The organism is Methylophaga thalassica MP, from assembly GCF_000214595.1.
GTDB lineage: Bacteria > Pseudomonadota > Gammaproteobacteria > Nitrosococcales > Methylophagaceae > Methylophaga > Methylophaga thalassica.
The window spans coordinates 885,669-911,602 of the sequence record NZ_AFIG01000001.1 but is presented as its reverse complement, the minus strand read 5'-3'; the positions used below and the strand labels follow the sequence as shown (position 1 = coordinate 911,602).

The following is a 25,934-nucleotide window of genomic DNA, read 5'->3' as shown; positions in this document are numbered from 1 at the left end:
TTACGTTATTACATCAGATTAAGAAGCTAGGTTAAATCAAGTTGGCTGACCCCTTGATTTTCCGCTATCTTTTTCATCTAGAACTGCACGTATTTCACCGAACCGATCATTAAACACACCCACCAATGAGTAATACAGATGATAGAAACCGACAGCTATACAAATAAGAAGTGATAGCAATGTGGCCACACTCATTAAAAACAGGTATTTGTTCTCACAGTATGAGATGGACTGACCTTCCGGTAAAAGAGACACAAAGATTGTTAACAAGACTGAAGCCGTAGCCACTATAACCTTAACAAGATCAATGGCTCCCGCACGCCTAGACTCATCTAATCTGTGAAAAATTAAATCGACTTGATGCTTAATTTCTTTCGAAGTCATGATTCACCTAACGCCGCGTTAAAGGGCCGAAAAGGCGCAGCTTTTGAAGGTCCCAGTGAGCAAAGCGAACGATTTTGAACGCTTTGTTATGTGATTGCCTGTTTAAACTAAGGAACATATACAAGCCCAAGCTCGTACTTGAAGCTGTTTTCTAATGGAAATACGCGACATGATAAAGCAAGATCGCTAACCCCTTCCTCTTTTGTGCATAGATCTACGACTACTTCCCAATATTCATCCATCCATTGATAACGAGATCTTTCCCAAACTTCTTCGGATAAAGGCGCTAAAGAGCAGCCATAACCTAATACATTAGACCTATTCAGTTGAGCGATATCATCTGATTGCAATAGAACACTTGAATTAAAATTCGACAACTCGAAATCATCGTTACACATTGCTATGACGACTTGCTCTAACGTCTGTTTCCATACCTCAGGGATCGGATGCTCATTTGATGAATCTTTTAAGGGGAATCTCATGCCCGTCATCCTTGAATCACATAACGCTTCTATTCAGCCGACGCGTTAGCGGTCGGCTGCAGTGTTTTGTTAGATTTTGACTCAATTTTTGAGAGCATAATGTTTACCTGCTGGACTCTGAACTAGCTCTCTAATGAGTTCTTCCATGTGTTCGTATCCTTCCAAGAATAGTTCATCACCCTGAACTGTAATAAGCTCTACCGCATTATTACGCTGAGTGAAATGATTAAAGGTAACCACTCTGTTTAACGGGAATGAAACTTTAGAACCACCTTTTTTTCTCGAATGAATCCACAAGTTATTACCCTCAATCTCCCGGCTATCCTCACTGCTGCTGTAAAGCACGAAAGGAGCGYAATTAATAAGTACTAACAACGTGCCAGCAATCATCCTTCATTATGCGATTGTCAGGCGAGTGCCAGACCACACCACATCAGCACAACATCAGTATGTGAATATCCTGAGTATCTCCAGAACACTGTACAGCCGGTAATAAACATCCAAAAAAGTAATTAACCTAAATAAAAAACATGGTCCTTAAGGCGTTCTTTATATGGCTGCTTGTAAAGCATATTTAAAAATCTAACGCCCAAAGCAGCGGCGCGCGTTAGCGCGTCCAGCCCGCAGGGCGCTGCTGCCTTTGCTTGTTAAGTGCTTACCGCACTGTATTTGTTTGTAGGTTACTAATAACACGCTTAGCTAGTTCTTCGGTTATGGGAAAATTAATGGAAGGATTCGCTAGCCAAAATACCATTTCGCCCATTGTGTCTCGAAACTGCTTATCTAGCTCAATATCCTCTCGGCGCTCTACTGCATTAGCCCAATCCCTAACTTGATTTTTGGTAAGTTCACCAGAGAGAAAACGATTCAAAACATTTTCAATATGAGAAGGCTTCATCACTACAAACTCCTCATCCGAGTCCCAACCATAGACTTTGAGAGGCTCCATGATTTCTTCTATAGAGCGATCATACTCAATTAGATGATTTACTAATTCTTTGCGCGATTCCATATTTGCACTTAACGCCCAAAGCAGCGGCGCGCGATAGCGTGTCCAGCCCGCAGGGCGATGCTGCCTTTTCTTGTTATGTTTTTCTTACTTGAGTACGCCTTCATTCACCGACCACTCTAAGACTTTATGGTTTAATTTTGAATAGGTGCGAAACAAATGACCAAGCCTATTAATTTGTGAAGCCTCAGCTGAAATACAAAACTCAGAGATTTCTCTTTCAGGTAGCTCTTCATTGTTGTTGGTTCGAATCTGTACGGCGCATGATCCTGTGCCGTTTGTAAGAAAAACGCGCATTCTGAAATAGTATGAATGCCGATCTTCTTTTCTTTCGGAGCCAAACTCATAAAGGAATACGTCAGTTGCGTGCCTAGGGAAGACTTCAAGATGCTCGGCGATTTCAACTAAATCTGATGCATTGCAATAATATTCGAGCGTAGTGCTCTGAGTTTGATTTGCAGCCTCAAACACCAAATTCACATGGTATGGTTCCTCATACTCATATCTTGTGATTCTTATATGTGGCACTTACTCAATTTCTCCTTGAAACATAACGCCCGCAACACGGGCTGACAATAGATTGTGACTTTTGCATTAAAATGCCGAAGGCATGCAAAAGGCGCAAGCTGTTGGCAGTCCTACTGTGCTTGCGCTTGTTAACTCTTATTTCCAGAACTGCCACCACTTATTTGATTCTTGAATTTCTGGAAGCTCATTATTACCGATATATGCTTTATCGGCCTGGGGATCAAAGACAATAAGCTCATGCCGCTCAAGCAGGCCCCATACAAAGTTACCAACTTCTGAAGCCCGACTAAAAACCATGCTTACAATAATATGGCCCTCTTCTTTATCAAAACCACATGACCATGGACTTTCGTCGACCTCATCGTCATTGAGAGTGTCGATGCATGGATATTCTTTTTCGAGAGCTGAAATGAATGACGTTAACGCACCAGATGAAGGCCATGAGATATTTTCTCCTTCACAGCTGCTAAGGTATGCGGCCCTAACTTCAGAGGTTGTGGCTCCTTGCTTGGGAGAAAAGAAGCCTAAATCATGACTCATACTCGGATTTCCTTGAGAGAGTTAACGCTTTGCTAAGGGGCTGGCACGTAGCGACAGTCCCGCGTAGGCCACGCTTTTTGTGGCCGGAGTGTACTTGAGCAACTTGTTAGGTATTTTTAAGTACATACTTATTAAATAACCTAATAAAGATAAATACTAAACCGACATAGATAGAAGAAAATATGAATCCTGTTATTGGTGCGAATGTGCGCCCTGTATCTTGGATGTAACGATTCATTGCTTCTTCTGCCTCTGGAGTAAATTCATTACTTGAAAAGCTACCATCTCCGTCTAAATCGAACGAGTCTAGCTCTTGCTTAAGTTGATAATCAGCAAACTCAGCTGAACCAACAATAAAGATATAAAGTACGGCGAAGCTAATACCAGCGAGCTTTCCTAAACCCTTTATAGGTAAAACATTTACTCTGGAAAGGACATAAATAATAAACGGCGATCCAAATAAAAAGAGCAGATACAGTATGGCTTCAATTTGCACAGTCTGAACACCTAACGCCGCCAGCACGGGCGGCTTTGTAGTGGAGGCGAAGCCGCAACGAACAAGCCGTCGCTGTGCCTGGCCTTGTTAATGCTTCAAGCGCCGAAGATACTCGCCATAGCATGCCGGGAAATTGGCTTTACACCACACGGCGAGCTGCTCTTCTGTCATTGGCCGACACACCGACTTGTCCTTCGAATACAGCGATAGCGACTCGCCTTTTTCAAACGCGCGCCACAACATCGCGACACTCGCACTGCCCGCGCCAACTGTGGATGCAGCCCCATAACCCTCGGCATCATCCATAGCGGCGAAACCCGATTCGGTGACGATGCCACTCTCAAACTCTTCTCTATGTGATTGCAATGTGTTCATAGCATTAACAGTGTGTTTTATGAGGCCAGTGGCCTCATAATAAATATTAAACAGGCGGCCTTATAATTCTTTTTTGGCAACCATAACATATTGACTATAATAGAAATTAATTTTTCAACCCGGAATTATGAGGCCAAAAACTTGAACTGGGTTGGAAAAATAGTGCCAAGACTTTGTTATCTTTGAAATGAATTTGTTTCAAGGAAGAGGCAATTAACATGGCAAAATCTCCATTTTTGAGTTCAATCGAATCCTTCATGCTGACTAGACGCTATAGTCGTCGAACAGTTAAAACCTATCTATATTGGATTAAATATTTCATAGTTTTTAATGGCAAGCAACATCCAAAAGAATTAAGTGACCGACACATAGAACAATTCTTAACGCATTTAGCAGTGAATCGGCATGTATCTGCATCAACCCAAGCAATCGCACTAAATGCCATTGTGTTTATGAAAACAAAGTTTTTAGAACAAGAAGTGGGTTATGTGGGAACCTTCAAAAAATCTAGTCGAAAGAAAAAATTACCTGTTGTTTTAACTACTGATGAAATCAGTTGTTTAATTGCACAGCTATCAGGCGTGAAAAAGCTGATGATTTCACTGCTGTATGGCTCGGGTTTAAGACGCATGGAGCTTTTGCGTTTGCGAGTGAAGGATGTCCAATTTGATTTGAGCCAATTGCACGTATGGGATGGTAAAGGCGCCAAAAATCGTATTGTCACTTTAGCGAAAGAGTTACATGCACCACTAAAAGCTGAAATTGAACGTGTCGATAGACTCTTAAAAAATGATCTATCAAACCCACAATATGATGGTGTTTGGATGCCTGAAGCATTGGCTAGAAAATATCCGAAAAGTCGTTTTGATTTGGGTTGGCAGTACCTTTTTCCAGCATCAAAACTATCTATTGCCCCTCAATCAAGAAAGATTCGTCGCCACCATTTTGATGAAAGTGGTTTGAATAAAATAATTAAACATGCTGCTCAAGAAGCAGGAGTTATGAAACAAGTTACAAGCCATACTCTACGACATTCTTTCGCAACTCATCTACTGCAATCGGGTGCCGATATTAGAACAGTGCAACAACAGTTAGGTCATGCAGATGTGAAAACAACCGAGATTTATACACATGTTCTTAAACAAGGTGCTCAGGGTGTCGTAAGCCCTTTAGACCGAATACGTGATTTATAAGTCATTAAACTCCACCAGTATGTTTATTTTTCAATTGTTGTTGAATACTCAATTGCTTTATACAGTAAAAGAAATGTGTGCTAACGGGTCTGACAAGAAATGATAATCTCTATATTTGAAGGATTGCTCCCCTCAAGCTACTATCTGATTTTCTCCAAGAAAAATACTTATGAAACGAAGCAAAGAAGACGCAGCGAAAACCCGGCAGAAAGTGATTGATGCGGCGTTAAAGTTATTTGGTCAGCGTGGTTATAGTGGCACGACATTACGGTTGATTGCTGATGAGGCGGGTTGTTCGCGTGGGCCGATTTACTGGCACTTTGCTAATAAAGAAGAGTTGTTTGAAGAGATTTTGGCCTATTCTCAGGCGCCATTAGAAAAGCTGATTGCTCAGTGTGATGATAGTCAGGCGCCTATCGAAGCGGCGAGTAACTTTGCCCGCCAGTGGCTGAGTTTATTATTTGAAGATACCTATTACCGTCAGTCGTTTGAGATTTTGTTGAATAAAACAGAATACACGGAATCGGTTTCGCCTTCACTGGAACGTGAACGGGCGTTAACGGTGTCACTTATCAGCACTTTTTCAGGCTTTGTTGATCGCTATCGTCAGCAAACAAACAGTCAGACTAGTACCGATAGTCAGGTGGTGGCTATTTCGATGTATAGCTATCTGATGGGTGTAACACAAAGCTGGATGGTTAATCCCAAGCTTAATCAGCTTGAGGTGAATATCGAGTTTTATGTCATCGAGTTTGTACGTTTATTACAAAGCCCTCAGTAGCGACCAAGGGCTTTGAGATTTTATTAAAACGCCGTCAGAAAACTAAGAGCATCCACACCGACTGCTCTGCCCTCTTTTAATGAGGTGGTGACTTCATCATCGCCATATTCTTCGGCATAAATACGTGCCACACGATGTTTATGATAAGAACGGGCTTGTTCCCAGAATGTTAGCGTTTGTGGAGCGAATTTTTCACCCATTTCCTTGTGTAAGGCTGGCAGCTCATACCAATTAAGAATCGGCTTTTGATGATGGGCATTGTGATAACAAAAATTCAGAACCAGCATATTCAGCCAGGGATAGCGGTGTGACAATAAGTTGCTGTAGGTATTAGCCTGCTCGTACTCAAAATCACGGCGATGAGGGAACACGGCATCCGGATCATCCAGGTTGAAAATGACTTCGTAGTTATGCTGATAACAGTCCATAAAGCGTAATACTGTGAACAACACGAGCTGAGCGACGCAATACAACACAAAGGCTTTCACACTGATCAATAACACCGCCAGCAATATCGCGCCTCTTATTAATACCACTGTCAAAACCCGAGCACGTTGATCACGCTTTGATTCAATCGCCCATGGTGCAAACACCAGCATGGTGTGCATCATAATTTCAATGGCTGGAATGTATGCCCACTCAGCCGCTTTGACGACCTTTTCCATCGTTGGGTGCTGTTTTAGATAACTCCGGTAATCCCATACTACTGGATCACAGTTATCAACATGATGACGCATGTGTTTGTAACGAATATCTTCAAAACGGCCGTAACAACTGCCTGTAATCCAGTTGAGTACTTTGCCCAGTTTGGCGTTGTCCTTGTTGTCTTTAAATAAGGCATTATGCCCGCAGTCATGTAAAAGATAAGCGGCGATAATCATGCCGTGGGCACAGGCCAACATGCCCAGGACATTAATCAGCCAGTTATCGGCAAACATCGCAGCCCAGCCACCAAAGTAAGTGACGGTGATATAGACCAACACACCGATACTGTATTTTGCACCGGCGGGATCACGAAGTTGAAATGTTTTAGCCATGTGACACCTCAGCTAACTTGGTGGCTTGTTGCCATTGCTCGAAATGCTGCTGCTCGGTATGACCAATCCAGCGATTGATTTCCCATAGGTCTGCAATGGGGGTATTAGTAAATGGCAGGTGATGCAAATAACCATCTGGTCCAAATTCTGGTGTCATGGTGGTTTCTAAATAACCACGATCTCTTTGAGCAGACCAGATCGCTTCCCAGCAACGCTGATGACTTTCTAACGCAGCTTGATATTCTGGGGCGGCAGGATGTGGTACTTGTGGCCCTTGATCATACCCTACCCGGCTATGAATATGATGAGCATGTTGTGCGGCGAGTTCAATGGCATCCCACTCACTATCCATTAGGCGTTCACTGACCACCACCCAATGACTAAAATCACAGGTAATTTTGATATCTGGCAGGTGTTCTAAAATCGCCATGGTATTCCATGGGCAGAAGAAGCTACGGCCGCGATGCGTTTCAAAGGAACACAACACACCATGTTTGTCAGCAATATCCATGGCAGCTTTGAAGAAGTCGATACTGGTTTGAATAGGCCAGGCGTCACAGCCACCCATCACATTTACAAATTTGGGTTTGAGTGATTTGCCTAAAATGATTTGAGATTCCAGATCCGATAAATGCTCTTCGACACTGGCTCGACGTCTTGGTACATAAGAACCCGCGGTGCAGACTTCCTGAATCCATTCAAAATTGTGTTTTGCGAGAGCCGCTTCAAGCGCAGGAAAATGGCTTGGGTCATCATGTTTGGCAGGGGCTTCCAGCCCTGAAAATCCGGCCTCTTTCGCCATGATAATCGCTTCTTCTATAGTGCCGTTATGACCCCAAACTGTTTTGAAATTCTTTAGCTTCATCGTCATCTGTGACTGGCTCTTAATTAGTTAACATAAAACTAATCGAGCAAACAACATGCCAATATGTATGTATAAATAACAATATGTTTCAAAGCCTTACCATGATTGACCTGAGAGGCTAATAGCTTGATTGTTATATCTGATAAGAGTAGAAAACAGCGTCTCTTTTGCACTTAGATTGTGCTGCCGGTGTTAACTTTTGGGGCATTATCTTCACAGCGCTGCCCTTCAGTCACTAATAAAACTTTACCTAACTAAACTCGCATTAACAGAGGCACTCAATATAATTAGTATCGAACAAAAATCTGTTTATTTTAAAGGACACCTATATGACGAAGCGTTTCATATTAGCTACTGCGCTTTGCCCACTTTTATTCGTATCACTATCGAGTTATGCCATGCCGCCTGGCGGACCGGGACCAGGACCGGATCGTGGACCACATTTCATCGTGCATGATGGTTACCACCACGAACGTCCAGGACGTATACCACCTTATTATTTTGGTTATTCTCTGCCACAAGGCGTAGCACTGGCATTACTGGCAGGTGTGACTTATGCCGTCGTAGATGGCATGTATTACTACCGTAAAGAAGGTGACAGATACGTCTATGTGTCTACCCCACCCGCCGGCACCTACACCGTGGTTGAAAAAGCAGCTTCAACTACTTCATCAAGTGCTTTGGAGCCGGGAACGATTGTTAGCCAGTTACCTAAATCAGCCAAAAAAGTTGAGTATCAAGGACAGGCTTATTACGTGGTTGGTGAAAACTGGTACTTACCTGTTTCTGGAAACAGTATTGGAAATTATGTTGTCGTAACAAATCCACTTCGCTAGTTCATTATTGATAAGGATTTAATATGCATAATCAGCTTAAATCAGGTTTATTTATTGCACTTTTTCTTTGTACGATGGGAGTGAGCTATGCTGCTGAAGACCGAATGGATCCAGCTGCTCTCGAAAATGCAATGAAGTCATGTCGTGATTCAGCCAAGGGCAGTGTTGAACTATTTGATAGCTGTATGCAACAGAAAGGATTTAACCATCAGCCTCCACCCAGCATACCTGCACCACCGAAAGAAGTGGATGAGAAACTAAAGTCCGCGATACAGGACTGCCATGAAACAAGTAAAGCTGACCTGGCAGCTTTTGAGTCATGCATGGAGACCAAAGGGTTTAATAAACCCAGAATAGAGACACCTAACTAAGTTCAATTTTCCAAATATCGACATGGATGTCGACTTTTGCCACTTTGTGATATTGGCGTATTCAGATCTCACTAGTATTGATATCAGAAAAACACTACTACGAGGTTATTATGAATCACGCTCTAGAAACATCTTATAAACCCGAAACCAGCCCAGGCGTTAAAGCCAGCCATCCACTTGATCCATTAACAATGGAAGAAATCGCTACCGCTTCTGATTTACTTAGAAGAGAGAAAGGCTTGGGAGCTGAGTGTCGCTTTCCTTATGTGCAACTAGAAGAGCCAACAAAAGCCGAAGTATTAGCCTTTGAGGAAGGCCAATCATTTTCACGTCGTGCTTTTGCTGTAGTACTGGATAAAGCATCTGGTGCCATTCATGAAGCCATGATTGATCTGAATAGCAACACCATTACCCGCTGGGAACAGATTGACCCTGAAGTTACCGGGCAGCCAGCCATTATGATGGAAGAGTTCTTCACTTGTGTGGATATTGTTCAGGCTGATCCCGGGTTTATTGAAGCCGTTAAACGTCGTGGATTAACCGATAAAGATATTGAGACCATTCAAATTGACCCTTGGTCATTTGGTTACTTTGGCGATGATGAAAAATATCGTGGTCGTCGTTTAATGCGAGGCGTTGCCTTCGTTCGTGATGATATTGTTGATAATGGCTATGCCCGCCCTATTGATGGTCTGGTGGCTATCATAGATTTGAATGAAGGCAAGGTCATCGAGTTATTAGATGACGGTCAGAACATTCCCGTCCCTAAAACCAAACACAATTACGACACCCCATCACTTGCCAAACCGCGTGACGATCTGAAACCACTGCAAATAACCCAACCTGAAGGGGTGAGCTTCACTGTTGATGGCTGGAAAGTGAACTGGCAGAAATGGCAATTCCGTTTAGGTTATAACCCTCGCGAAGGCCTGGTGTTAAACCAATTGAGCTATCAGGATGGTGATCGTTTACGGCCGATTATTTATCGCGCCAGTATCAACGATATGGCGGTGCCCTACTCTGATACCAGTCTTAATCATTACTGGAAATGTGCATTTGATGGTGGTGAGTATGGTCTTGGTCGCTTAGCCAATCAGCTTGAGCTGGGCTGCGACTGTCTGGGCGCGATTCGCTATTTTGATATTCCAACCGTCGATGATAATGGCGTGCCATTCTTGATGAAAAACGCCGTCTGTATGCATGAGGAAGATTACGGCACCTTATGGAAACATTACGAGTTCCGTAGTGAAACCTACGAAATGCGTCGTTCACGTCGTCTGGTGATCAGTTTCTTCTGTACCGTGGGTAACTATGATTACGGGTTTTACTGGTATTTGTATCAGGATGGCACCATTCAACAGGAAACCAAGCTGACCGGCATTATTCAGACAGGCGCACTGGTTCCCGGTGAAAAACCCAAATTCGGTGGCATGGTTACGCCCGAAATCTATGGCCCAACCCATCAGCATTTCTTCAGTGCTCGTCTGCATATGATGCTCGATGGCGAAAACAATTCCGTGGTCGAAACCAACTTCACACCACGGGAAATGGATAAAGAAGAAAATCCTTGGGGTAATGTGTTTAACACCGAAACCACTGTCTTTAAAACCGAACTGGAAGCCGCCCGCGAAGCCAATGGTCAGACCGGACGGTTCTGGAAAATCATCAATCCCAACAGCATTAATGCCGTGGGTAATCCGACCGGATATAAACTCGTTGCTGAGCATAATCCGGTGATGCTGGCTCATGAGAAAAGTTATGTCGCTCAACGTGCCGGTTTTGCTAAAAAGCATTTATGGGTCACGCCGTATGATCCGGCTGAGATGAATGCTTCTGGCTTTTATCCTAACCAGAATAAAGGTGAAGGTTTACCTTATTATGTGCAGAAAGATCGTCCGATAGAAAATACCGATATCGTGGTCTGGCATACATTTGGTCATACCCATGTCTGTAAACCTGAGGACTTCCCCATCATGCCAGTGGAGTATGTTGGCTTCACCCTGAAACCGAATAACTTCTTTATGGGTAATGCCGCGATGGATGTGCCTGCTGAGGGCAATAATCACAGCGTTGATACGGTAACTGGTACCGTGAAATCCGGCTCAAGCTGCTGCTCAAGCTAGACTGATGTGGTTAAGTTTGATTGATCTCTTGTGCAGCGTGGTAGTCATTATCACGCTGCAACAATGGGCTGTTAAGCGAAAGCTACTGGCAAAGCCCGGATTATTCTTCACGGGTAATCTGGTGTTTTTGCTCGGTATGCTGCCGTGGTTTGATGAGCTGGCACGCTACTCTATCAGTTTGCATAGTCTGCAAAGCGTGCTGGTACATCATTTTGCTCCATTGTTATGGATTGGTTCATTACATCATCTTCAAACAGCTGATATGACAATGGATAAAACCTTATCTCACTGGCCTATTACGCTAGTGATGAGTCTGTTTGCTTTACTGACCTGGGTGTGGATGTTGCCTTCATTTCACCCCTTATTAATGCAAAGTGCACTGGTCTACAGTGGCATGAAGTGGTTAATGGCTTTAAGTGGTTTAGCATTATGCTTATCGATGTTAAGTCAGCATCACCAGACACGTTATTGGCAGAAGTTAAACAACATAACAGTCGTGATGCCATTATTGTTATGGGGATTGTTGATGTTTATTTTCCCAACGATGTACAGCGCGACCCATTCTGATCACCACCACCATCATATGATGATGAGTACATTACCAAGCTGGCTTCAAATGTCACCGTTCCAGGATCAATTCATTGGTGGTCTAATCTTTGTTGTATCTGGTTTTCTCTATTGGCAATCAAACACGATCAGCATATCGTTTTCGCGTCATGCTCGGCGTTTCTCCAAATAAACGACGATATTCCTGAGAAAAATACCCCATGTGGAAAAAGCCATAATTGGCGGCGATATCCGTGACCGGGAGATAACTTTTTGTCAGTTCCCGTCTGGCTGCATTCAACTTAACAGCTCGCAGATACTGCATAGGTGAAGTGCCGGTGGCCTTGTGAAAGCTGTAATTTAAGGTGCGGTGTGGGATGTTCAATGCTTTGCAAATATCTACAATACTCGCGCAACTACCTTCGCTTGAAGCGACATAATCGTGACAACGTTGCACAATATAATTGTGCTGGTTTCCGAGCCGTTTTAGCTGATTTTTCCCTGTGTCATCAGCTTCATAAATAGTGAGGGCCAGCTGGATCAGTTTATCTTCCGTCGCTTTTGATATCAGCTCTACGTTATCAGCAGTCTGTGTCACCGTCTTTAGGCTCTCAATTAATTCAGACAGTTGTTGTCGTAAATTCACCAAAAATCCAGGAGCAGTTTTTATACCGTAACTTTTTTTGAAACCTATTAAGCGTGTATAAGTTTCATGACTCAACAGTTCAGCTAAGCGCTCATGGTCAATCGAAATAATGCTGTAATCGAGTTCTTCAGGCCCAACGAAAGAAAAGTCACTTTCATAGGGTAATAAGGTAATACCTGAGGCCATAATCTGCCGTGCTTGCTCAGAAGCATCACTCGGTTCAACATGATGAGGAATCATCATACTAATCTTGCCCATTGGCGTATGCGTATCCTGAACAACGCTCTGTTTCATACGTTCTCGGAACACCCGGACAGCATCCATCTGAATATCTTCAAGAAAGCCTTCAAATTTACCGGAGCTTAACTGATCGTATTCCTGAGGCCAGTCCTGTAACGAATGAGCATGTTGATACACATCATCAAAAACGGCTGATTGACTGAACATAATGCATACACCAATTTATGACTAATAATAGGATGTAAGCAAAAAATGAACCGCTGTCTGACTAAGCAAGAAGGAAGCGTTTCAAACAAGATTTTCTCTAATAAATACAATAACTTTGATATATAAATAAAAATAGAAAAAGCTGTAAGATAACAGCAATCAAGCTATTTCAGTGCCCTGATTTGGGGCATTTTCAGAGCAATGTTTAAATATCGGGCATCAATGAATTGAAAATGATAAAAACATTAAGCAACAGTAATCGGCTCATCGATCAATTTATCGATGTTGAAATACAGGCAATCTGGTGAATTGTCGCGTGTATATATTCCATCAAGCACTTTGCCAATCTGACTTAACTGAGCCAAAGCACCAGCATTACTCGCCTGAAACTCACTGGCATCATATGTCACGACATCGTTTATTTCATCAATTAACAGGGCAAATCTGGGCGTTTTGCCATCATCGGTTACGAATAACAACACTTGTCTCATAGCCGCTTGTAAATGTTCAATAACGCGACTAAATAGTGTCTTCATTCGCTGGATAGTGGCGCCGCGTTCACGATGCAACAACTCGATGGCTTCATCCGTATTGCCACTCTCGCGTAGTGTCAGCAATCGCCCTGCCGTTTCATAAAGTGCCTGCTGATTGACATCAAATAATGCCAGCAGATCCATTAAGGTTTCATCTCTGGCGTGAAATTGTTTTCGCCATTGACTGAATTTGCAGTTTTTTAATTCGGTGGGATATTTAAACTCACCACCACCAGTAATGACAGCTTCAAGCGCATTCATCCAGTCGATATGCTCTTGTTCATAATGTCTTAGCTCATCAATCACTGCTAATTTACTATCGATACCTGAGGTAACACCAACTCGGTGAGCGAAGTCCAGAACGGGCACGACAATACCCTGATATTTAATCACCCCTTTCAGACCACGTTCTTCCACCGGGACCTTTTGAACGGAGTCGACATCCTGCCCCAGCATCAGCACATAATCGACATTGAGACCAAACATCATATCTTCGATAAAGAAGGTGAAAACCTGAGTCTTCTCTGATGCCTTACCGGCATTAGCCTGAGCAGAATGCAGTGTCATATGCTGTCTCCATCGAAAAACTAGTATGCTTATATGAAGCTATATCGGCTGCTTAATCGAAGACTGAAACAAATTTTAGTCTTATCAGTGCAGGTCAGCTCTTAAACGGGTTTCGTCTATCTGTGCTCCAAGTCGCCCACACACAAATCGTAAATCCAGCTCGGCGTTTTCCAGACAACTGGTCGCGCCAGGTGAAGGAGTCATATTAAAGACGATACCTGTACCCGGGTTGATTTTCGCTTCGCCCAGCATCAATTGAGATGATTTTTTATCAATTAACTGAGGACGAACACCGCCAAAACCTTTGGCAAAGGTGACATCTTTTAATTGCAGAGATGGCACGATTTTTCGTGCATCTTTCATAAACAACCAGCGGCGTAGCAGTGGTACTTCAAACAGGAAGTTTTTCAGAATGTAGTTACGAATGTCTTTGACCTTAAACAGATCCCAGAAGACTTTCATCACCCGTGAATCGAGCTTTAATACACGCAAGAACTCAAAAAAGGTTTTGCTGTTGTAGCGTTCCAGCATGGGTAATAACAATGCAGTGGGTCCAAAGCGAGTCTTACCCTCAATCAATACATCTGGATCACCATGCACTGCGGCAAAAGGCAATTTGTCGTTTTGTACGGTGTAAACCTTGCCATTGAGTAAGGGCGGTGTGAAATAGAAACTACCGGCAACGGGTAAACAGGAGAGTTCAAGACCATATCCCATTTGCTGGGCTAATAGCAGGCTGTGTCCACCAGCAGAAACGACGACCGTTTTTGCTTTGATAACCGCGTTCTGAGTAACAATAGAAAATACGCCATCTTTTTCGATGATGTCTTCGACGTGACTGTTCAGAAATAGCTTGAGATCTTTATCTGTTCGCTTTTGTGCCTGATCGACAAAGCTTTCAGCCAAACGCTGGTAATCCACTGCTGAGTATTCATCTAACACAGCCAATGCCACACAAGGTTCTTCACGCATCTTGCCATCGACCATCACCACATTGGGTTCGATCTCAGCGATTTGCTCTTTTTCCAGCAGCTGCATTGAAGTGAAAACGGTGCGGAAACGTTCGAAACGCTCACGTAACATGGCGCACTCTTTTTCACCCACGCCCAATACCATTTTGGGGTATTTAAAAATAATTTCATCACGTTCTGCCAGCTCATCAGCATAGTTGACAATCATCTGAGCTGCGGCTTTGACCTTAGCGGCTTTCTCAAGGGTGTAATTCGTTTCAATATCACCGCAGTGAAGCGTCTGACTATTATTTCTGCCGTTAGAGTTCACTTTGGCAACATGGTCGTATTTTTCAACCAGAGCGATATGTTGTATATCGGTGTATTCAGTGAGCAAATACATCAGTGCTGTACCGCATACGCCACCACCGATAATGGCTACATCATGGACTTGTTCTGTCATTTTTTATCCCAGCAAAAACTGCCGGCGATTTTAACAGAATCAGCGTTTCACCGCAGTCAAAAAATAGCGATGAAACGCGGCGATGAAACCTACTGACTAATCCTCATCTTTTTTCTTATTCATTTGCGAAAAAGACGGTATCGAAGACAATATTGACTGCAATCGATCCTGCTGTTGAGTATCAACATCTTCGTCGTCCTCGCCTTCTTCATTATCAGAAGCATTTTCAAGATCTTTGATTTCTTTAAACATCTGATCCAAGTCATCATCAGAAGGCAATGGTTCTTCAGTCAGATCCTGCCACATATCCGATACAGCAGATTTCGGATCAACCAGATTCACAGGTTCACCGATATCAAGTTCATCCTCACTGAAATACTGCTCTACATCGGAAGTCGCTTGCTCTGCCGCATCAACAAGGGGTGAATCTGCTTGCTCATCTGATGCTGGATACATGGCCGAAATTCGCGTTGAATTATCGTCAAGCTGACGTTCATCAATGATGTTAACGTCATAGTTCAAATCGTTCTCAGTCACAGAACTTGATGTTGTTTGCTCTATCTCTGGCTCGATATCAGTGAGTTCATCCTCAACAGTTTGTGCAACCTCATCCAGATCAAACTCTTCCTCTACAACAGGCTCAGACACGTCGGCATTATCAGATAAAGATAAATTTGGCTCAGAATCATCTTGCGAATCCTTGCTGACAGACAGGGAGTCAGCATCATCTATTGAATCAGTCTCTTCAATGTCTACTGTCTCTGTCTCAGGCGTCTGTTCATAAGCCGGTTCTGAACTGGCCATATCAACTGTGCTTTCTGGTTCAGGTTTTACCTCTGTTTGTTGGCTACGTGCTTTCGCCTCTGCACGAAGTTGTGCCGTTCTGGCGCGTACTTTTTCACGCAGCTCATCCAGCTCTGAACGCATTTCTGCAATTTCTTCAGACGGTACTGAACTCTCTTTCTCACTTGAAAGGCTTTCTTCAGCCACTTCAGGTTCAGCATCAACTTCTTCAGTTTCGTCGTCAGCCGTCATCAGTAAGCGTAAACGTTCTGCTTCTGTCTGGAATGCTGGCTCTGGCTCTGGCTCTGGCTCTGGCTCTGGCTCTGGCTCTGGCTCTGGCTCTGGCTCTGGCTCTGGCTCTGGCTCTGGCTCTGGCTCTGGCTCTGGCTCTGGCTCTGGCTCTGGCTCTGGCTCTGGCTCTGGCTCTGGCTCTGGCTCTGGCTCTGGCTCTGGCTCTGGCTCTGGCTCTGGCTCTGGCTCTGGCTCTGGCTCTGGCTCTGGCTCTGGCTCTGGCTCTGGCTCTGGCTCTGGCTCTGGCTCTGGCTCTGGCTCTGGCTCTGCAATAGCATCCTCTACTGAATCAGCTTGTCTAGCAAAATCTTCTGCTATCGAGTCAATATCAGACGGAGTGAGCTCGTTTTCCGTAAGTTCAGATACCTCAGCAGCATTCTCTGACAAAGGCGCTTCTGTGTCAGCGCTGTCTATCGTTACGCTCGGTTTGAAGTCAAAACTATCGCTTTTTAGGAAATCTTTTAGGCTTCTTGATTGTTTATTTTCTGTCTCAATCGGTTCAGGGCTCAGCTCTTCATCACCAGCAAATTCACTCGTGCTCTCGTCAATCGGTTCTTCAGTTGTAATCGGTGGCGTTAACTCTAATGAGGCTTCATCAGCAATATCTTCACTTTCTGGAAATTCATCTATTGGCTCAACAGCAACTTGCTGTTCATCCAATGCCTGTGCAGGTTCTTCAAGCTCATCGGTCTCAAAAGCTGAAAGTGCTGAACTCTCATCTTCGATAATGTCAGGCTGATCATCTGAAGCGACATCAGGCTCTTCAATCATCTCAAGATCAATATCAGATTCAGGCTGTTCCGACATAATATTGTCAGGCTCAGCATGTAAAGCGTCTTCATCTTCCGACAGCGGGGCTTCTGTTAACTCCGGTTCATCTTCAGAAATAACGGAAGGCTCATCTGCCTCGGTCGTGTTCTCATCTACAAACGCTTCAGCAACATCGTCATCTTCGTCAGTGATAGATGTTGGCTGTTCAAACACATCATCTGTTAACGGTTCGATATCATCACTCTCAGCAACCGCTTCCAAGTCAGCATCGGTTTCAACAGCCGTTACGGATTCAATCTCAGTGATGTCTGACTCATCACTCGCTGAATCAAGTTCCGGAGTAAGTTCGTCTGACGGTGGTTCAATAATATCACTGGCGCTGGATTCTGTTTCCTCAACCGAGGAATCGGAAATCGTGTCTTGTATCTCATTATTATCAACATCTGACACTACATCCAGGTCAGCTTGAGCTGAGTCATCACTAGCAATTGTGGACGAATCTTCAGGCCAGCTTTCGGCTGTTGAACCGGCTAAATCACTATCCAGACTTTCTTCGATTTCATCCTGTTCAGTCTCATTCTGAGCATCATCGGATTCATTAACAGTAGGTGTTTCAAGTTCAAAACTGGCTTCAATTTCATCAGCGGGTTCTTCAATCAGACGTTCACTTGCTGATTCAAACGAATCAGGTTCAAGCTCTGTGTTTTCAAAGACTTCACTAATTGACGCTTCCGTTGTTGCGTTTTCATCACTTTCTATTTGCTCTGGCTCAGAGGAAGTTGCATCTTCAGTCACAAATTGTTCAGCATCTAACTGGCTTTCTGCCTCTTCTGACGCAGCCTCATCAACCGAATTCTCGATATCTGCTTCAGTCGCTAATGATTCAACAGGTGCTGGGACAGGTTCGGGCTCAGCATCTTCAATGGCTTCTGCAGTAGACGCTTCTGGTATTGTACTTTCATCGATGTCTGATGGCTGAGCTTCGGAAAGGACGGCTTCTTCAGTCACAGATTGTTCAGCGTCTAACTGACTCTCTGTTTCTTCCTCAGCAGTATCAGACACTTCAGCTTCTGCAACGGGTTCTTCTGGCAGTGAACTTTCAATATTTTCAGAGAGAAGTTCAGAACTTTCGTCGGTTTCGTCATTAAAAGATGATTGCGGAATATCTAAAACCGTATCAGGTTCAGATGTTTCGACCATTTCACTGACTTCAGAAATCGACTCATCAATTTCAGATTGAAGCTCAATATTTTCAGTTAGCTCATTTTCGCTCTCATCGATTTCTGGAACAGGGCTAACCTCTTCATCCGTCGTCTGCTCAGGCAGCTCGGCCTCAATATCAATATTGATCTCTTCCGATGCTTCAACATCACTCACTTGAACAGCAGATTCAGAGTCAGCGCTGTTATCACCCTCAGTTTCAGCAAGCAGTTCGTCGGCAAGGTCATGGGTATCAGCAGCAACATCATCCTGAGCAGGTTCATCTATGATGTCATTCTGTTCTGCTTCTTCAGCTTGCTGCTGGATATCGACAGGCGCATCTTGTGCATCTACTTCATCTATGTGTTCTGCCGAAGGTTCAGACATTAAATCATCTTCGGAAGCCTCAGCTTGCTCAAAATCAGCCAATAATTCATCGACTGCCAAATTCTCAGTATTTTCTGGCTCTGGCTCTGGCTCTGGCTCTGGCTCTGGCTCTGGCTCTGGCTCTGGCTCTGGCTCTGGCTCTGGCTCTGGCTCTGGCTCTGGCTCTGGCTCTGGCTCTGGCTCTGGCTCTGGCTCTGGCTCTGGCTCTGGCTCTGGCTCTGGCTCTGGCTCTGGCTCTGGCTCTGGCTCTGGCTCTGGCTCTGGCTCTGGCTCTGGCTCTGGCTCTGGCTCTGGCTCTGGCTCTGGCTCTGGCTCTGGCTCTGGCTCTGGCTCTGGCTCTGGCTCTGGCTCTGGCTCTGGCTCTGGCTCTGGCTCTGGCTCTGGCTCTGGCTCTGGCTCTGGCTCTGGCTCTGGCTCTGGCTCTGGCTCTGGCTCTGGCTCTGGCTCTGGCTCTGGCTCTGGCTCTGGCTCTGGCTCTGGCTCTGGCTCTGGCTCTGGCTCTGCAATAGCATCTTCTATTGAATCTGTTTGTCCAGCAAAATCTTCATCAATGACGTCATTTTCAGGCGATGTCATCACATCGTCGTCAGATACAGATAACGCCGTATCTTCGGTAACTTGACTCGACTCCAACAAATCACTTGCTTCTGGCAAAGCGGTTTTCACATTGAAAGTATCGGTTTTTAAGAAGTCTTTTAGGCTTCTGGATTCTTTACTCGGAATATCCGCCGACGCTGACATTGATTCATCAGCTGGTATAGATAAATCATCAACCTGATCACCTTCATCTGTTGTATCAAGCTCACTGACTTCTTCAACCTCTGCGTCAGTGATGTCATCAATTGGTTCGGCAACATGATTTTCATCAGCAGTTATATCGTCGTCTGATGAAAGCGTAGAGCTCTCTAATGGCTCATCATCAATAATATTAAACGGCTCATCCGGAGATGCCTCAGATTCTTCAGGCAAGCTTGTGTCTACCTCTGATTCAAGCTGCTGTTCTGATGATATATCTTCAGGTTGAACGCTTTCCGTATCAACCTCATCTGTATCTAACGATAAATTGGCAGAATGCTCGGGCTCAGTGGACTCTGATTCATCTTCAGTCAGGGCAGAAATTGCCTCATCAGCCTCAGCCAAATGTTCTTCTAACGCTGATTCAGTCAAAGGCTCATCGTTGTCATCGGCTGATGCCACTTGTTCGATAACATCATCTGTGAGCGGTTCAACATCTTCAATACTGAGATCATGAGCAGGTGATATATCATCATCACCCTCTTCAGCTGCCAGCTCTAACTCATCAGCTATTATGTTATCAGCGGGCGTTTCATCTTCTGGAGAATCCACCGCTGCTTGTTCAGGTTCTAGCTCCAGACTTTCTTCAAGTTCTACCTGCTCAGTTATCGCCAGCGTCTCATCAATGTCTGACTCTTCTTGAGTATCATCAGTCGCTTTCTCAGCTACCTCAACGAAATTCTCACTAGCGACGGCGTCCTCATCATGGACATCTTCGACAGGAACAGGTGCTTGTGTATCTGTTTCATTTTCATTGGTAACCAGTTCATCAATTGCTGGTATATCGTCGTTTTCTATAGGCTCAATAGTAAGCTGGTCTTCAGCAATCTCATGTTCTTGCTCAATATCTGAACCCAGCTCTTCTGTTTCAGGCTCTGAGAGTTCAGATACTTCTGGCTCATTATCTTCAGCAAGTTCTGGGGTTTCAGCTTCTGCTTCAGATTGAGGTTCATCTATTACTGGTAGGTCATCACTCTCAACCGGCTCAACATTCAATTCGTTTTCAGTCAGCTCGTTCTCAAGCTCTGAATTCAGTTCTTCTGTTGATGTGGATTCTTCAGCAATGCTTCCAGCTTCTGCTTCAGGCTCTGATAAATCTGATACTTCTGTTTCATTGTCTTCACTGAATTCTGGCAACTCGACTTCAGATACAGGTTCATCGATTGTAGGTATATGGTCTCTATCTATAGACTCAACATTAAGCTGCTCTTCAGTAAACGTTGGCTCAGTATCTGAAATCAGTTCTTCTGTTGAAGTGAGTTCTTCAGCAATCTTGTCAACTTCTGTTTCGGGCTCTGGTAAATCAGATACTTCTGGTTCATTATCTTCAGCGAGCGCTGTGGTTTCAGCTTCAGCTTCAGCTTCAAATTGAGGTTCATCAATTGCTGATAGGTCATCACTCTCAACCGGCTCAACACTCAACTCGTTTTCAGTGAGATCGCTCTCAAGCTCTGAATTCAGTTCTTCTGTTGATGTGGATTCTTCAGCAACATTGTCAACTTCTGTTTCGGTCTCTGTTAAGTCAGATACTTCTGGTTCATTATGTTCAGCGAGCTCTGGGGTTTCAGCTTCTGCTTCAAGTTGAGGTTCATCAATTGCTGGAGCTTCATCATTATCTATGGGCTCAAGACTCAGCTCGTCTTCAGAAAGCTCTGGCTCAGAATTCTGTTCTTCTGTTGTGATGGGTTCTTCAGCAATATTGTCAACTTCTGTATCAGTTGAAGCCTCCGATGATTCTGGCTCTACATCAGGCAAATTACTTTCACCAGTGCCTTTGGACTCATCAGGCGTAAAAGCTGCAGGCTCACTACCATCTTCGTCGATTTCACTACTGATATCATCGACTGATTCAGTCGGTATGACTGCTTCGTTTTCAACGTCAAGAGCTTGAGTCACATCAACTGGTTGCTGCTCATCTTGAGCCTCACTGCTGTCAATTTCATCAGTTATGGTTTCATCTAGTGTCAGCTCAGACTCATTATCATCAAGCGATTGTTCTAATGCAGGACTGTTTTCTTCAGATTGAATTTGCTGCTCACCGGAATCTAGCTGTTCATCTGTAGGATCAGCCTGCTCAATATCAGCCAAAAACTCATCGACTGATAAGTCATCAATAGTTGCCTGCTCTGGCTCTGGCTCTGGCTCTGGCTCTGGCTCTGGCTCTGGCTCTGGCTCTGGCTCTGGCTCTGGCTCTGGCTCTGGCTCTGGCTCTGGCTCTGGCTCTGGCTCTGCAATAGTATCTTGTTGTGCTAATAAGGCATCAATATCTTCGTTATCGATTTCAGTATCTGAATCTGTCTCAACTGATGTTTGCTGCTTCTCTTCGTTGTCTTGCAGTGACGACAAAATATCATCCACAGCCCCCGGAATTTCAATCTCATCTGTGACTTCGGTAAAGCGTTGAAGCTCTTCATCGGTGAGCTCTTCCTGTTGGACTGAATCAGCTTCATCAGCAATACCATTGATTTCAACGACATCAACTGGCTCGTTGCGAATCTCTGTCTCTCTAGTCTCGTTTGTATTGTCTGGGTCAGAAACACTTGCGTTTTCATCTTCCAGTGAAAAATCGCCCCCGTCTAATAACGCATCCAGTTCTTCATTAGATAAGATGGGCTCTTCTTCTGGAGATGAGTCATTGTTAGCAGGTATTTCAGCATCAGGGGTGTCAGTATCAGCTGCGTCTTCAGGCTCGGTTGGCTCACTGACATCTGTCTCAGGTGAGAGTGATGGAACCTCGGCCTTATCATCGAATACCTGATTTATCTCATCGCCATCACCAAAGGTTTGCTCTTCCTGAGGTTCAGGTACCTCGTCAATTTCTGCTGGCGTTTCCTCTTCGGTCACACTCTCATCAATCTCAACATCCTCTTTCTCAGTTGGAAGCACAGCTGCCGCAGCCATTGAAGCCCCTGTCAGTTGTTGATACTGACTCAGTAAACGTTCCATCGTTTGTGCCGCGTGATCAATCTGTTGCTGTAAATCATCTGCGGTTGGTGCCGTTTCTTCAGATTGTTGAGACTTAGCGTGTGAACCAACTGGCTCGATGTTCAATGCCGCATCAACGGCTTGCTCAACCAGGCCAGGAATAGCTAAAAACGCTTTATCATCCTGTTCTATATAGGTTTTGATAAGACTTTTTTGTATGCGACGTTCACGCTCAAGAAAGTCATTTACTTCCGCTTTGAGCGCTTCATCACTCAAGGCGTATTTTTCATGTAAAACCTGACTGAGGTTTTGCTCTCTCGATATCTGGTCCCGCTTAATTTTTTTTACAGCGTTGGTGCCGGCATTATGAACTTTCCGCCTTTTTTTCCGATTACTTATTAATAAAATGCCAGCAATAACAGCAAAAATCAGAGCCAGTTCATACGCCAGAAACTCGAGCATTGGATCGGTTAGATTTATCAAAGCATATCTCCCACCGCTGCGGTTGCTGCATTCTGTCTTCGCCACCAAATAACGCCAGCTATCAGTAGAGCTAAGATAATGGCATTACCTATCAGAAGTTTTGTGTTATCAGATATTGAGATACCTGATTCTTCATTATCCTCACTTAGCATCAAGTCATCATCCAAGGGCATAATATCGACGTCAGCTGCATCTTCACCTGTAATCGGTTCCAGAATGGGAGCAAGTTCTTCATCAAATAATTCAGCAGCTGGTTCAAGCGCTAATTCATCTTTCAACGTGATAGGCTCAGCCTGTAAAAAAACCGGACGTCCTTCAGGCGTTTCACCGCGTAACTGAAGCGATAATTCGTAATCGGCATCTTTCGTGAGTTCAGTTAATGTCAGCTGCCAATTGTTCGTATCCGTTTTCTGCATCTCGTATGGCCACTCGCTACCATTTTCTTCTCTTAATAATGCTTTTATCGACAAAGAATCTTGTTTTATTAGGGTAGGTTCGACCTGAACCTGTATACGATGACTTCGACTATCACCAGGTAGACGTTCCGAATCAACATAGTAAGGCGCTGCTATCACATTGATACTTTGGCGTCTCTGACGTTCAAACGTCGCACTTTTCAAGGTGACAATCACATCCTGACGTCCAGCGGTGAACTCTTCACCCAATTTGGCATTAAACTGACTTTTTTGTGGGTCCAATGTCATCGACAACTGCTTTTCTTCCAGCTCAGAATTTTGCTTGAGTGAGCCGTCAACCAACTCAAGAAAATCGTTTCGTGTAATGGGTTTTCCGTGATCAGTTAATGTCGCGTGAAAATCGAACTTTTCCCCTTTCAGCACATTATTAGGTAAATCACTGGTTTCCAGTTTCATATCCGTGACAACCATTACCCTGTTATCCGGATCAAGCTGAGCATCAATTCGCCACTCGCCCGTCGCCGGGTTTTCAATGGTAATCAGATCAAAACTATCTTCATGTAACCAACGCAATTTATCTGATTGGTCCAACTCGGTGAGGGTTCTACCGTCAGGTGCTTTAAGTTGTGTTTCTGCTGAGCCTGCTTTTCGAAAAGCCAGCACTGTCATTTCATTGACACTGCTATCGATTTTGAACTGATTATCAGCGAGAGGGACAGTGTCTGGCTGGGTGGCTTTCTCAAACATATGTAAGAAAATACGTTGCAAATCATCAGCCGTATTGGCTTGTTGATACCAGCCATCCGTTTCCATTGAGATAGCTTTCAGCAGTTCATGATCGGCATTATCTGACAGGGCAATGGTGTGAACGGCGAGATTCGCCGCTTTTAGTCTAGGCACAATCGCATTGAGGATGCGCTGGCGAGAGGCTTCGCTGGCTTTTTGTCCTGGTTGCAAATCAACAAAACCATCAGACAATAAAATCAAGCTTTGACGTTGTTTAGGATCGTTTTTTATGCCTGTTTTTGTGGCTTTTTCTAAGGCTAGCTCGATATTAGTATAGAGACCAAGGGAGTGAATTTTTGAGGATTTTTCAATCGCTTTTTGTCGCCAGTCATCATCAACTTTTTGCCATGGCACCAGCATATTGACCATCTTAGCAAAGGTCCATACCCCTGAATTTGCGTCATCTGGCATGAGCCCCACTAACATTCTCAGCGCAGGTGCTCGCAGGTTTTTGGGATCATTCTTTTTCATGCTGCCCGAGACATCTATCACAACACGAACATCACTACTGGGTGTTTCAGCCGCTTGTGCAAGCTTTGTTGGTATAGTCACCAACAAAGCTAATGGCAATGCGATCTTTAAGAAATCTAACATAGCAATCTACCTTGTTCATTATGCTGTCAGCTCCTGTCTTTACGCTTTTTAAAGACATTTTTTTGACAGCCACTCCAATCTAGGCAGGGCTATGCAGGTTTTGTGCCGTTATTTAATAGCAGCAAAGCCGCGGGCTAAATCCGCTTTAATATCATCCACACTTTCAAGGCCGATAGAGAGTCGTAACATTCCATCAGTGATGCCAGCTGCAGCGCGTGCTTCTTCAGTGAGACGTCCATGTGTTGTTGTTGCAGGATGCGTGATGGTCGTTTTGCTATCACCTAAGTTCGCGGTGATAGACAGCCACTCCAAAGCGTTAATGAGAGACCATGCATCCTTCTTACCGCCTTTGATTTCAAAAGCAATAATGCCACCAAATGCTGACTGCTGTTTCTTAGCTAATTCGTGCTGTGGATGCGATGGTAAGCCTGAGTAAAACACATGGCTTACTAAAGGTTGCGACTCTAGCCAGCTTGCTACCTCAAGTGCTGACGCAGAATGGGCTTTCATTCTGAGATCCAGGGTTTCCAGACCTTTGAGGAAGGTCCAGGCATTGAATGGACTCATCGTCGGTCCTGCTGTACGCAAGAAACCATATACGTCTTCACCAACACGTTTAGCATCGCCAACCACCGCACCACCAATACAACGGCCCTGGCCATCGATGTATTTTGTAGCTGAATGCACAACGATATCAGCGCCAAACTCCAACGGTCTTTGTAATGCCGGCGTACAGAAACAGTTATCGACAACCAATAAACAATCATTGGCCTTGGCAAGCTCAGAAAGCGCTTCCAAATCTGCAATTTCATTCATTGGATTAGAAGGCGTTTCTAAAAACAGCATTTTTGTTTCTGGCGTAATAGCGGCTTTCCAGTCATCTAAATCAATCAGCTTCACATAGCTGGTGCTGACACCAAACTTGGATAAATATTTATCAAACAACACACGTGTAGTGCCGAAAATACTCATCGACGAAACGATATGATCACCGGCTGATAATAAGGCCATCATTGTCGATAAAATCGCCGACATGCCAGATGAAGTAGCAACACAGGACTCACCACCTTCCAAAGCAGCTAAACGCTGTTCAAATGTGCGAACGGTGGGATTAGTAAAACGAGAATAGATATTACCCGGCTCATCACCACCAAATCGTGCTGCAGCTTGCTCTGCACTTTCGAAGACAAAGCTGGACGTTGGGAATATAGGTTCAGACTGTTCAGATTCGGCTGTTCTTTTGTGACCAACTCGAACGGCTTTGGTGGCAAAGCCTTTATTGTCATATTTATCTGTCATGGGAGTTCAACATAAAAAAGATGTGACAATTC

21 protein-coding genes are annotated in these 25,934 nt (G+C 44.3%); 6 read left to right on the top strand and 15 right to left on the bottom strand.

The window, feature by feature from the left end; translation table 11 throughout:
* Positions 1–36: 36 nt before the first annotated feature.
* The 7 genes from MAMP_RS04380 to MAMP_RS04345 form a co-directional block, all read right to left on the bottom strand.
* On the bottom strand, positions 37–384 hold the full coding sequence (locus tag MAMP_RS04380) for a hypothetical protein (protein WP_040576185.1): 348 nt from the start codon (positions 382–384) through the stop codon (positions 37–39).
* Positions 385–491: 107 nt separating this feature from the next.
* Positions 492–866: a DUF7668 domain-containing protein gene (locus MAMP_RS04375; RefSeq protein WP_050797516.1), complete on the bottom strand. Its 375-nt coding sequence runs from the start codon at positions 864–866 to the stop codon at positions 492–494.
* A 655-nt stretch (positions 867–1,521) separates the two neighbouring features.
* Complete coding sequence (locus MAMP_RS04365) at positions 1,522–1,878, bottom strand: hypothetical protein (RefSeq protein ID WP_040576184.1); 357 nt, start codon at positions 1,876–1,878, stop codon at positions 1,522–1,524.
* Positions 1,879–1,962: 84 nt separating this feature from the next.
* Positions 1,963–2,355 carry a hypothetical protein gene (locus tag MAMP_RS04360; protein WP_007144774.1) on the bottom strand — a complete coding sequence of 131 codons (393 nt, stop codon included), beginning with the start codon at positions 2,353–2,355 and terminating at the stop codon, positions 1,963–1,965.
* A gap of 183 nt (positions 2,356–2,538) precedes the next feature.
* Positions 2,539–2,943, bottom strand: coding sequence for a hypothetical protein (locus tag MAMP_RS15625; protein WP_007144773.1), 405 nt, complete (start codon positions 2,941–2,943; stop codon positions 2,539–2,541).
* 106 nt (positions 2,944–3,049) lie between these two features.
* A complete protein-coding gene (locus tag MAMP_RS04350) occupies positions 3,050–3,466 on the bottom strand; it encodes a hypothetical protein (protein WP_007144772.1) in 417 nt (138 codons plus the stop codon).
* Positions 3,467–3,526: 60 nt separating this feature from the next.
* On the bottom strand, positions 3,527–3,814 hold the full coding sequence (locus tag MAMP_RS04345; RefSeq protein ID WP_040576182.1) for a hypothetical protein: 288 nt from the start codon (positions 3,812–3,814) through the stop codon (positions 3,527–3,529).
* 218 nt (positions 3,815–4,032) lie between these two features.
* Here MAMP_RS04345 and MAMP_RS04340 point away from each other — a divergent pair, with 218 nt between their 5' ends.
* Both MAMP_RS04340 and MAMP_RS04335 read left to right on the top strand, forming a co-directional pair.
* A complete protein-coding gene (locus MAMP_RS04340) occupies positions 4,033–5,007 on the top strand; it encodes an integron integrase (RefSeq protein WP_007144770.1) in 975 nt (324 codons plus the stop codon).
* Positions 5,008–5,176: 169 nt separating this feature from the next.
* The gene (locus MAMP_RS04335) at positions 5,177–5,788 is read left to right on the top strand and encodes a TetR family transcriptional regulator (protein WP_007144768.1); all 612 of its coding nucleotides are present in this window, start codon (positions 5,177–5,179) and stop codon (positions 5,786–5,788) included.
* Between the two features lie 23 nt (positions 5,789–5,811).
* Here MAMP_RS04335 and MAMP_RS04330 read toward each other — a convergent pair whose 3' ends face one another.
* On the bottom strand, positions 5,812–6,825 hold the full coding sequence (locus MAMP_RS04330) for a fatty acid desaturase family protein (protein ID WP_007144767.1): 1,014 nt from the start codon (positions 6,823–6,825) through the stop codon (positions 5,812–5,814).
* Positions 6,818–7,696 carry a sugar phosphate isomerase/epimerase family protein gene (locus MAMP_RS04325; RefSeq protein ID WP_007144766.1) on the bottom strand — a complete coding sequence of 293 codons (879 nt, stop codon included), beginning with the start codon at positions 7,694–7,696 and terminating at the stop codon, positions 6,818–6,820. Before MAMP_RS04325 ends, MAMP_RS04330 begins: the two co-directional genes overlap by 8 nt.
* 323 nt (positions 7,697–8,019) lie before the next feature.
* Here MAMP_RS04325 and MAMP_RS15620 point away from each other — a divergent pair, with 323 nt between their 5' ends.
* The 4 genes from MAMP_RS15620 to MAMP_RS04305 all read left to right on the top strand — a co-directional run bounded on the left by MAMP_RS15620 (position 8,020) and on the right by MAMP_RS04305 (position 11,759).
* A complete protein-coding gene (locus MAMP_RS15620) occupies positions 8,020–8,526 on the top strand; it encodes a DUF6515 family protein (RefSeq protein WP_050797515.1) in 507 nt (168 codons plus the stop codon).
* 23 nt (positions 8,527–8,549) lie between these two features.
* Complete coding sequence (locus tag MAMP_RS04315) at positions 8,550–8,897, top strand: hypothetical protein (protein ID WP_007144764.1); 348 nt, start codon at positions 8,550–8,552, stop codon at positions 8,895–8,897.
* Positions 8,898–9,007: 110 nt separating this feature from the next.
* A complete protein-coding gene (locus MAMP_RS04310) occupies positions 9,008–11,020 on the top strand; it encodes a primary-amine oxidase (RefSeq protein ID WP_007144763.1) in 2,013 nt (670 codons plus the stop codon).
* A gap of 4 nt (positions 11,021–11,024) precedes the next feature.
* Entirely contained in the window at positions 11,025–11,759 is a 735-nt protein-coding gene (locus MAMP_RS04305; RefSeq protein WP_040576181.1) for a cytochrome c oxidase assembly protein, read from the top strand.
* Here the strand turns inward: MAMP_RS04305 and MAMP_RS04300 are convergent.
* The 6 genes from MAMP_RS04300 to MAMP_RS04270 form a co-directional block, all read right to left on the bottom strand.
* Entirely contained in the window at positions 11,706–12,659 is a 954-nt protein-coding gene (locus tag MAMP_RS04300; protein ID WP_007144761.1) for a helix-turn-helix domain-containing protein, read from the bottom strand. The genes MAMP_RS04305 and MAMP_RS04300 overlap by 54 nt on opposite strands.
* 245 nt (positions 12,660–12,904) lie before the next feature.
* Entirely contained in the window at positions 12,905–13,759 is an 855-nt protein-coding gene (locus MAMP_RS04295) for a chemotaxis protein CheW (RefSeq protein ID WP_007144760.1), read from the bottom strand.
* Positions 13,760–13,843: 84 nt separating this feature from the next.
* The gene (locus tag MAMP_RS04290) at positions 13,844–15,172 is read right to left on the bottom strand and encodes an FAD-dependent oxidoreductase (RefSeq protein ID WP_007144758.1); all 1,329 of its coding nucleotides are present in this window, start codon (positions 15,170–15,172) and stop codon (positions 13,844–13,846) included.
* A 96-nt stretch (positions 15,173–15,268) separates the two neighbouring features.
* Complete coding sequence (locus MAMP_RS16240; RefSeq protein WP_192807081.1) at positions 15,269–22,807, bottom strand: midas domain-containing protein; 7,539 nt, start codon at positions 22,805–22,807, stop codon at positions 15,269–15,271.
* Positions 22,804–24,603, bottom strand: a complete 1,800-nt coding sequence (locus MAMP_RS04275) for a vWA domain-containing protein (protein ID WP_007144756.1) — start codon at positions 24,601–24,603, stop codon at positions 22,804–22,806. Before MAMP_RS04275 ends, MAMP_RS16240 begins: the two co-directional genes overlap by 4 nt.
* Positions 24,604–24,711: 108 nt before the next feature.
* Entirely contained in the window at positions 24,712–25,902 is a 1,191-nt protein-coding gene (locus tag MAMP_RS04270) for an O-succinylhomoserine sulfhydrylase (RefSeq protein ID WP_007144755.1), read from the bottom strand.
* Between the last annotated feature and the right edge of the window lie 32 nt (positions 25,903–25,934).

Coding starts and splice junctions, on each gene's coding strand:
- MAMP_RS04310 (WP_007144763.1), top strand. CDS start 9,008: ATGAATCACGCTCTAGAAACATCTTATAAACCCGAAACCAGCCCAGGC.
- MAMP_RS04275 (WP_007144756.1), bottom strand. CDS start 24,603: ATGTTAGATTTCTTAAAGATCGCATTGCCATTAGCTTTGTTGGTGACT.
- MAMP_RS04380 (WP_040576185.1), bottom strand. CDS start 384: ATGACTTCGAAAGAAATTAAGCATCAAGTCGATTTAATTTTTCACAGA.
- MAMP_RS15620 (WP_050797515.1), top strand. CDS start 8,020: ATGACGAAGCGTTTCATATTAGCTACTGCGCTTTGCCCACTTTTATTC.
- MAMP_RS04375 (WP_050797516.1), bottom strand. CDS start 866: ATGAGATTCCCCTTAAAAGATTCATCAAATGAGCATCCGATCCCTGAG.
- MAMP_RS04305 (WP_040576181.1), top strand. CDS start 11,025: ATGTGGTTAAGTTTGATTGATCTCTTGTGCAGCGTGGTAGTCATTATC.
- MAMP_RS04270 (WP_007144755.1), bottom strand. CDS start 25,902: ATGACAGATAAATATGACAATAAAGGCTTTGCCACCAAAGCCGTTCGA.
- MAMP_RS04345 (WP_040576182.1), bottom strand. CDS start 3,814: ATGAACACATTGCAATCACATAGAGAAGAGTTTGAGAGTGGCATCGTC.
- MAMP_RS04335 (WP_007144768.1), top strand. CDS start 5,177: ATGAAACGAAGCAAAGAAGACGCAGCGAAAACCCGGCAGAAAGTGATT.
- MAMP_RS04295 (WP_007144760.1), bottom strand. CDS start 13,759: ATGACACTGCATTCTGCTCAGGCTAATGCCGGTAAGGCATCAGAGAAG.
- MAMP_RS04325 (WP_007144766.1), bottom strand. CDS start 7,696: ATGACGATGAAGCTAAAGAATTTCAAAACAGTTTGGGGTCATAACGGC.
- MAMP_RS15625 (WP_007144773.1), bottom strand. CDS start 2,943: ATGAGTCATGATTTAGGCTTCTTTTCTCCCAAGCAAGGAGCCACAACC.
- MAMP_RS04330 (WP_007144767.1), bottom strand. CDS start 6,825: ATGGCTAAAACATTTCAACTTCGTGATCCCGCCGGTGCAAAATACAGT.
- MAMP_RS04315 (WP_007144764.1), top strand. CDS start 8,550: ATGCATAATCAGCTTAAATCAGGTTTATTTATTGCACTTTTTCTTTGT.
- MAMP_RS04340 (WP_007144770.1), top strand. CDS start 4,033: ATGGCAAAATCTCCATTTTTGAGTTCAATCGAATCCTTCATGCTGACT.
- MAMP_RS04290 (WP_007144758.1), bottom strand. CDS start 15,172: ATGACAGAACAAGTCCATGATGTAGCCATTATCGGTGGTGGCGTATGC.
- MAMP_RS04300 (WP_007144761.1), bottom strand. CDS start 12,659: ATGTTCAGTCAATCAGCCGTTTTTGATGATGTGTATCAACATGCTCAT.
- MAMP_RS04365 (WP_040576184.1), bottom strand. CDS start 1,878: ATGGAATCGCGCAAAGAATTAGTAAATCATCTAATTGAGTATGATCGC.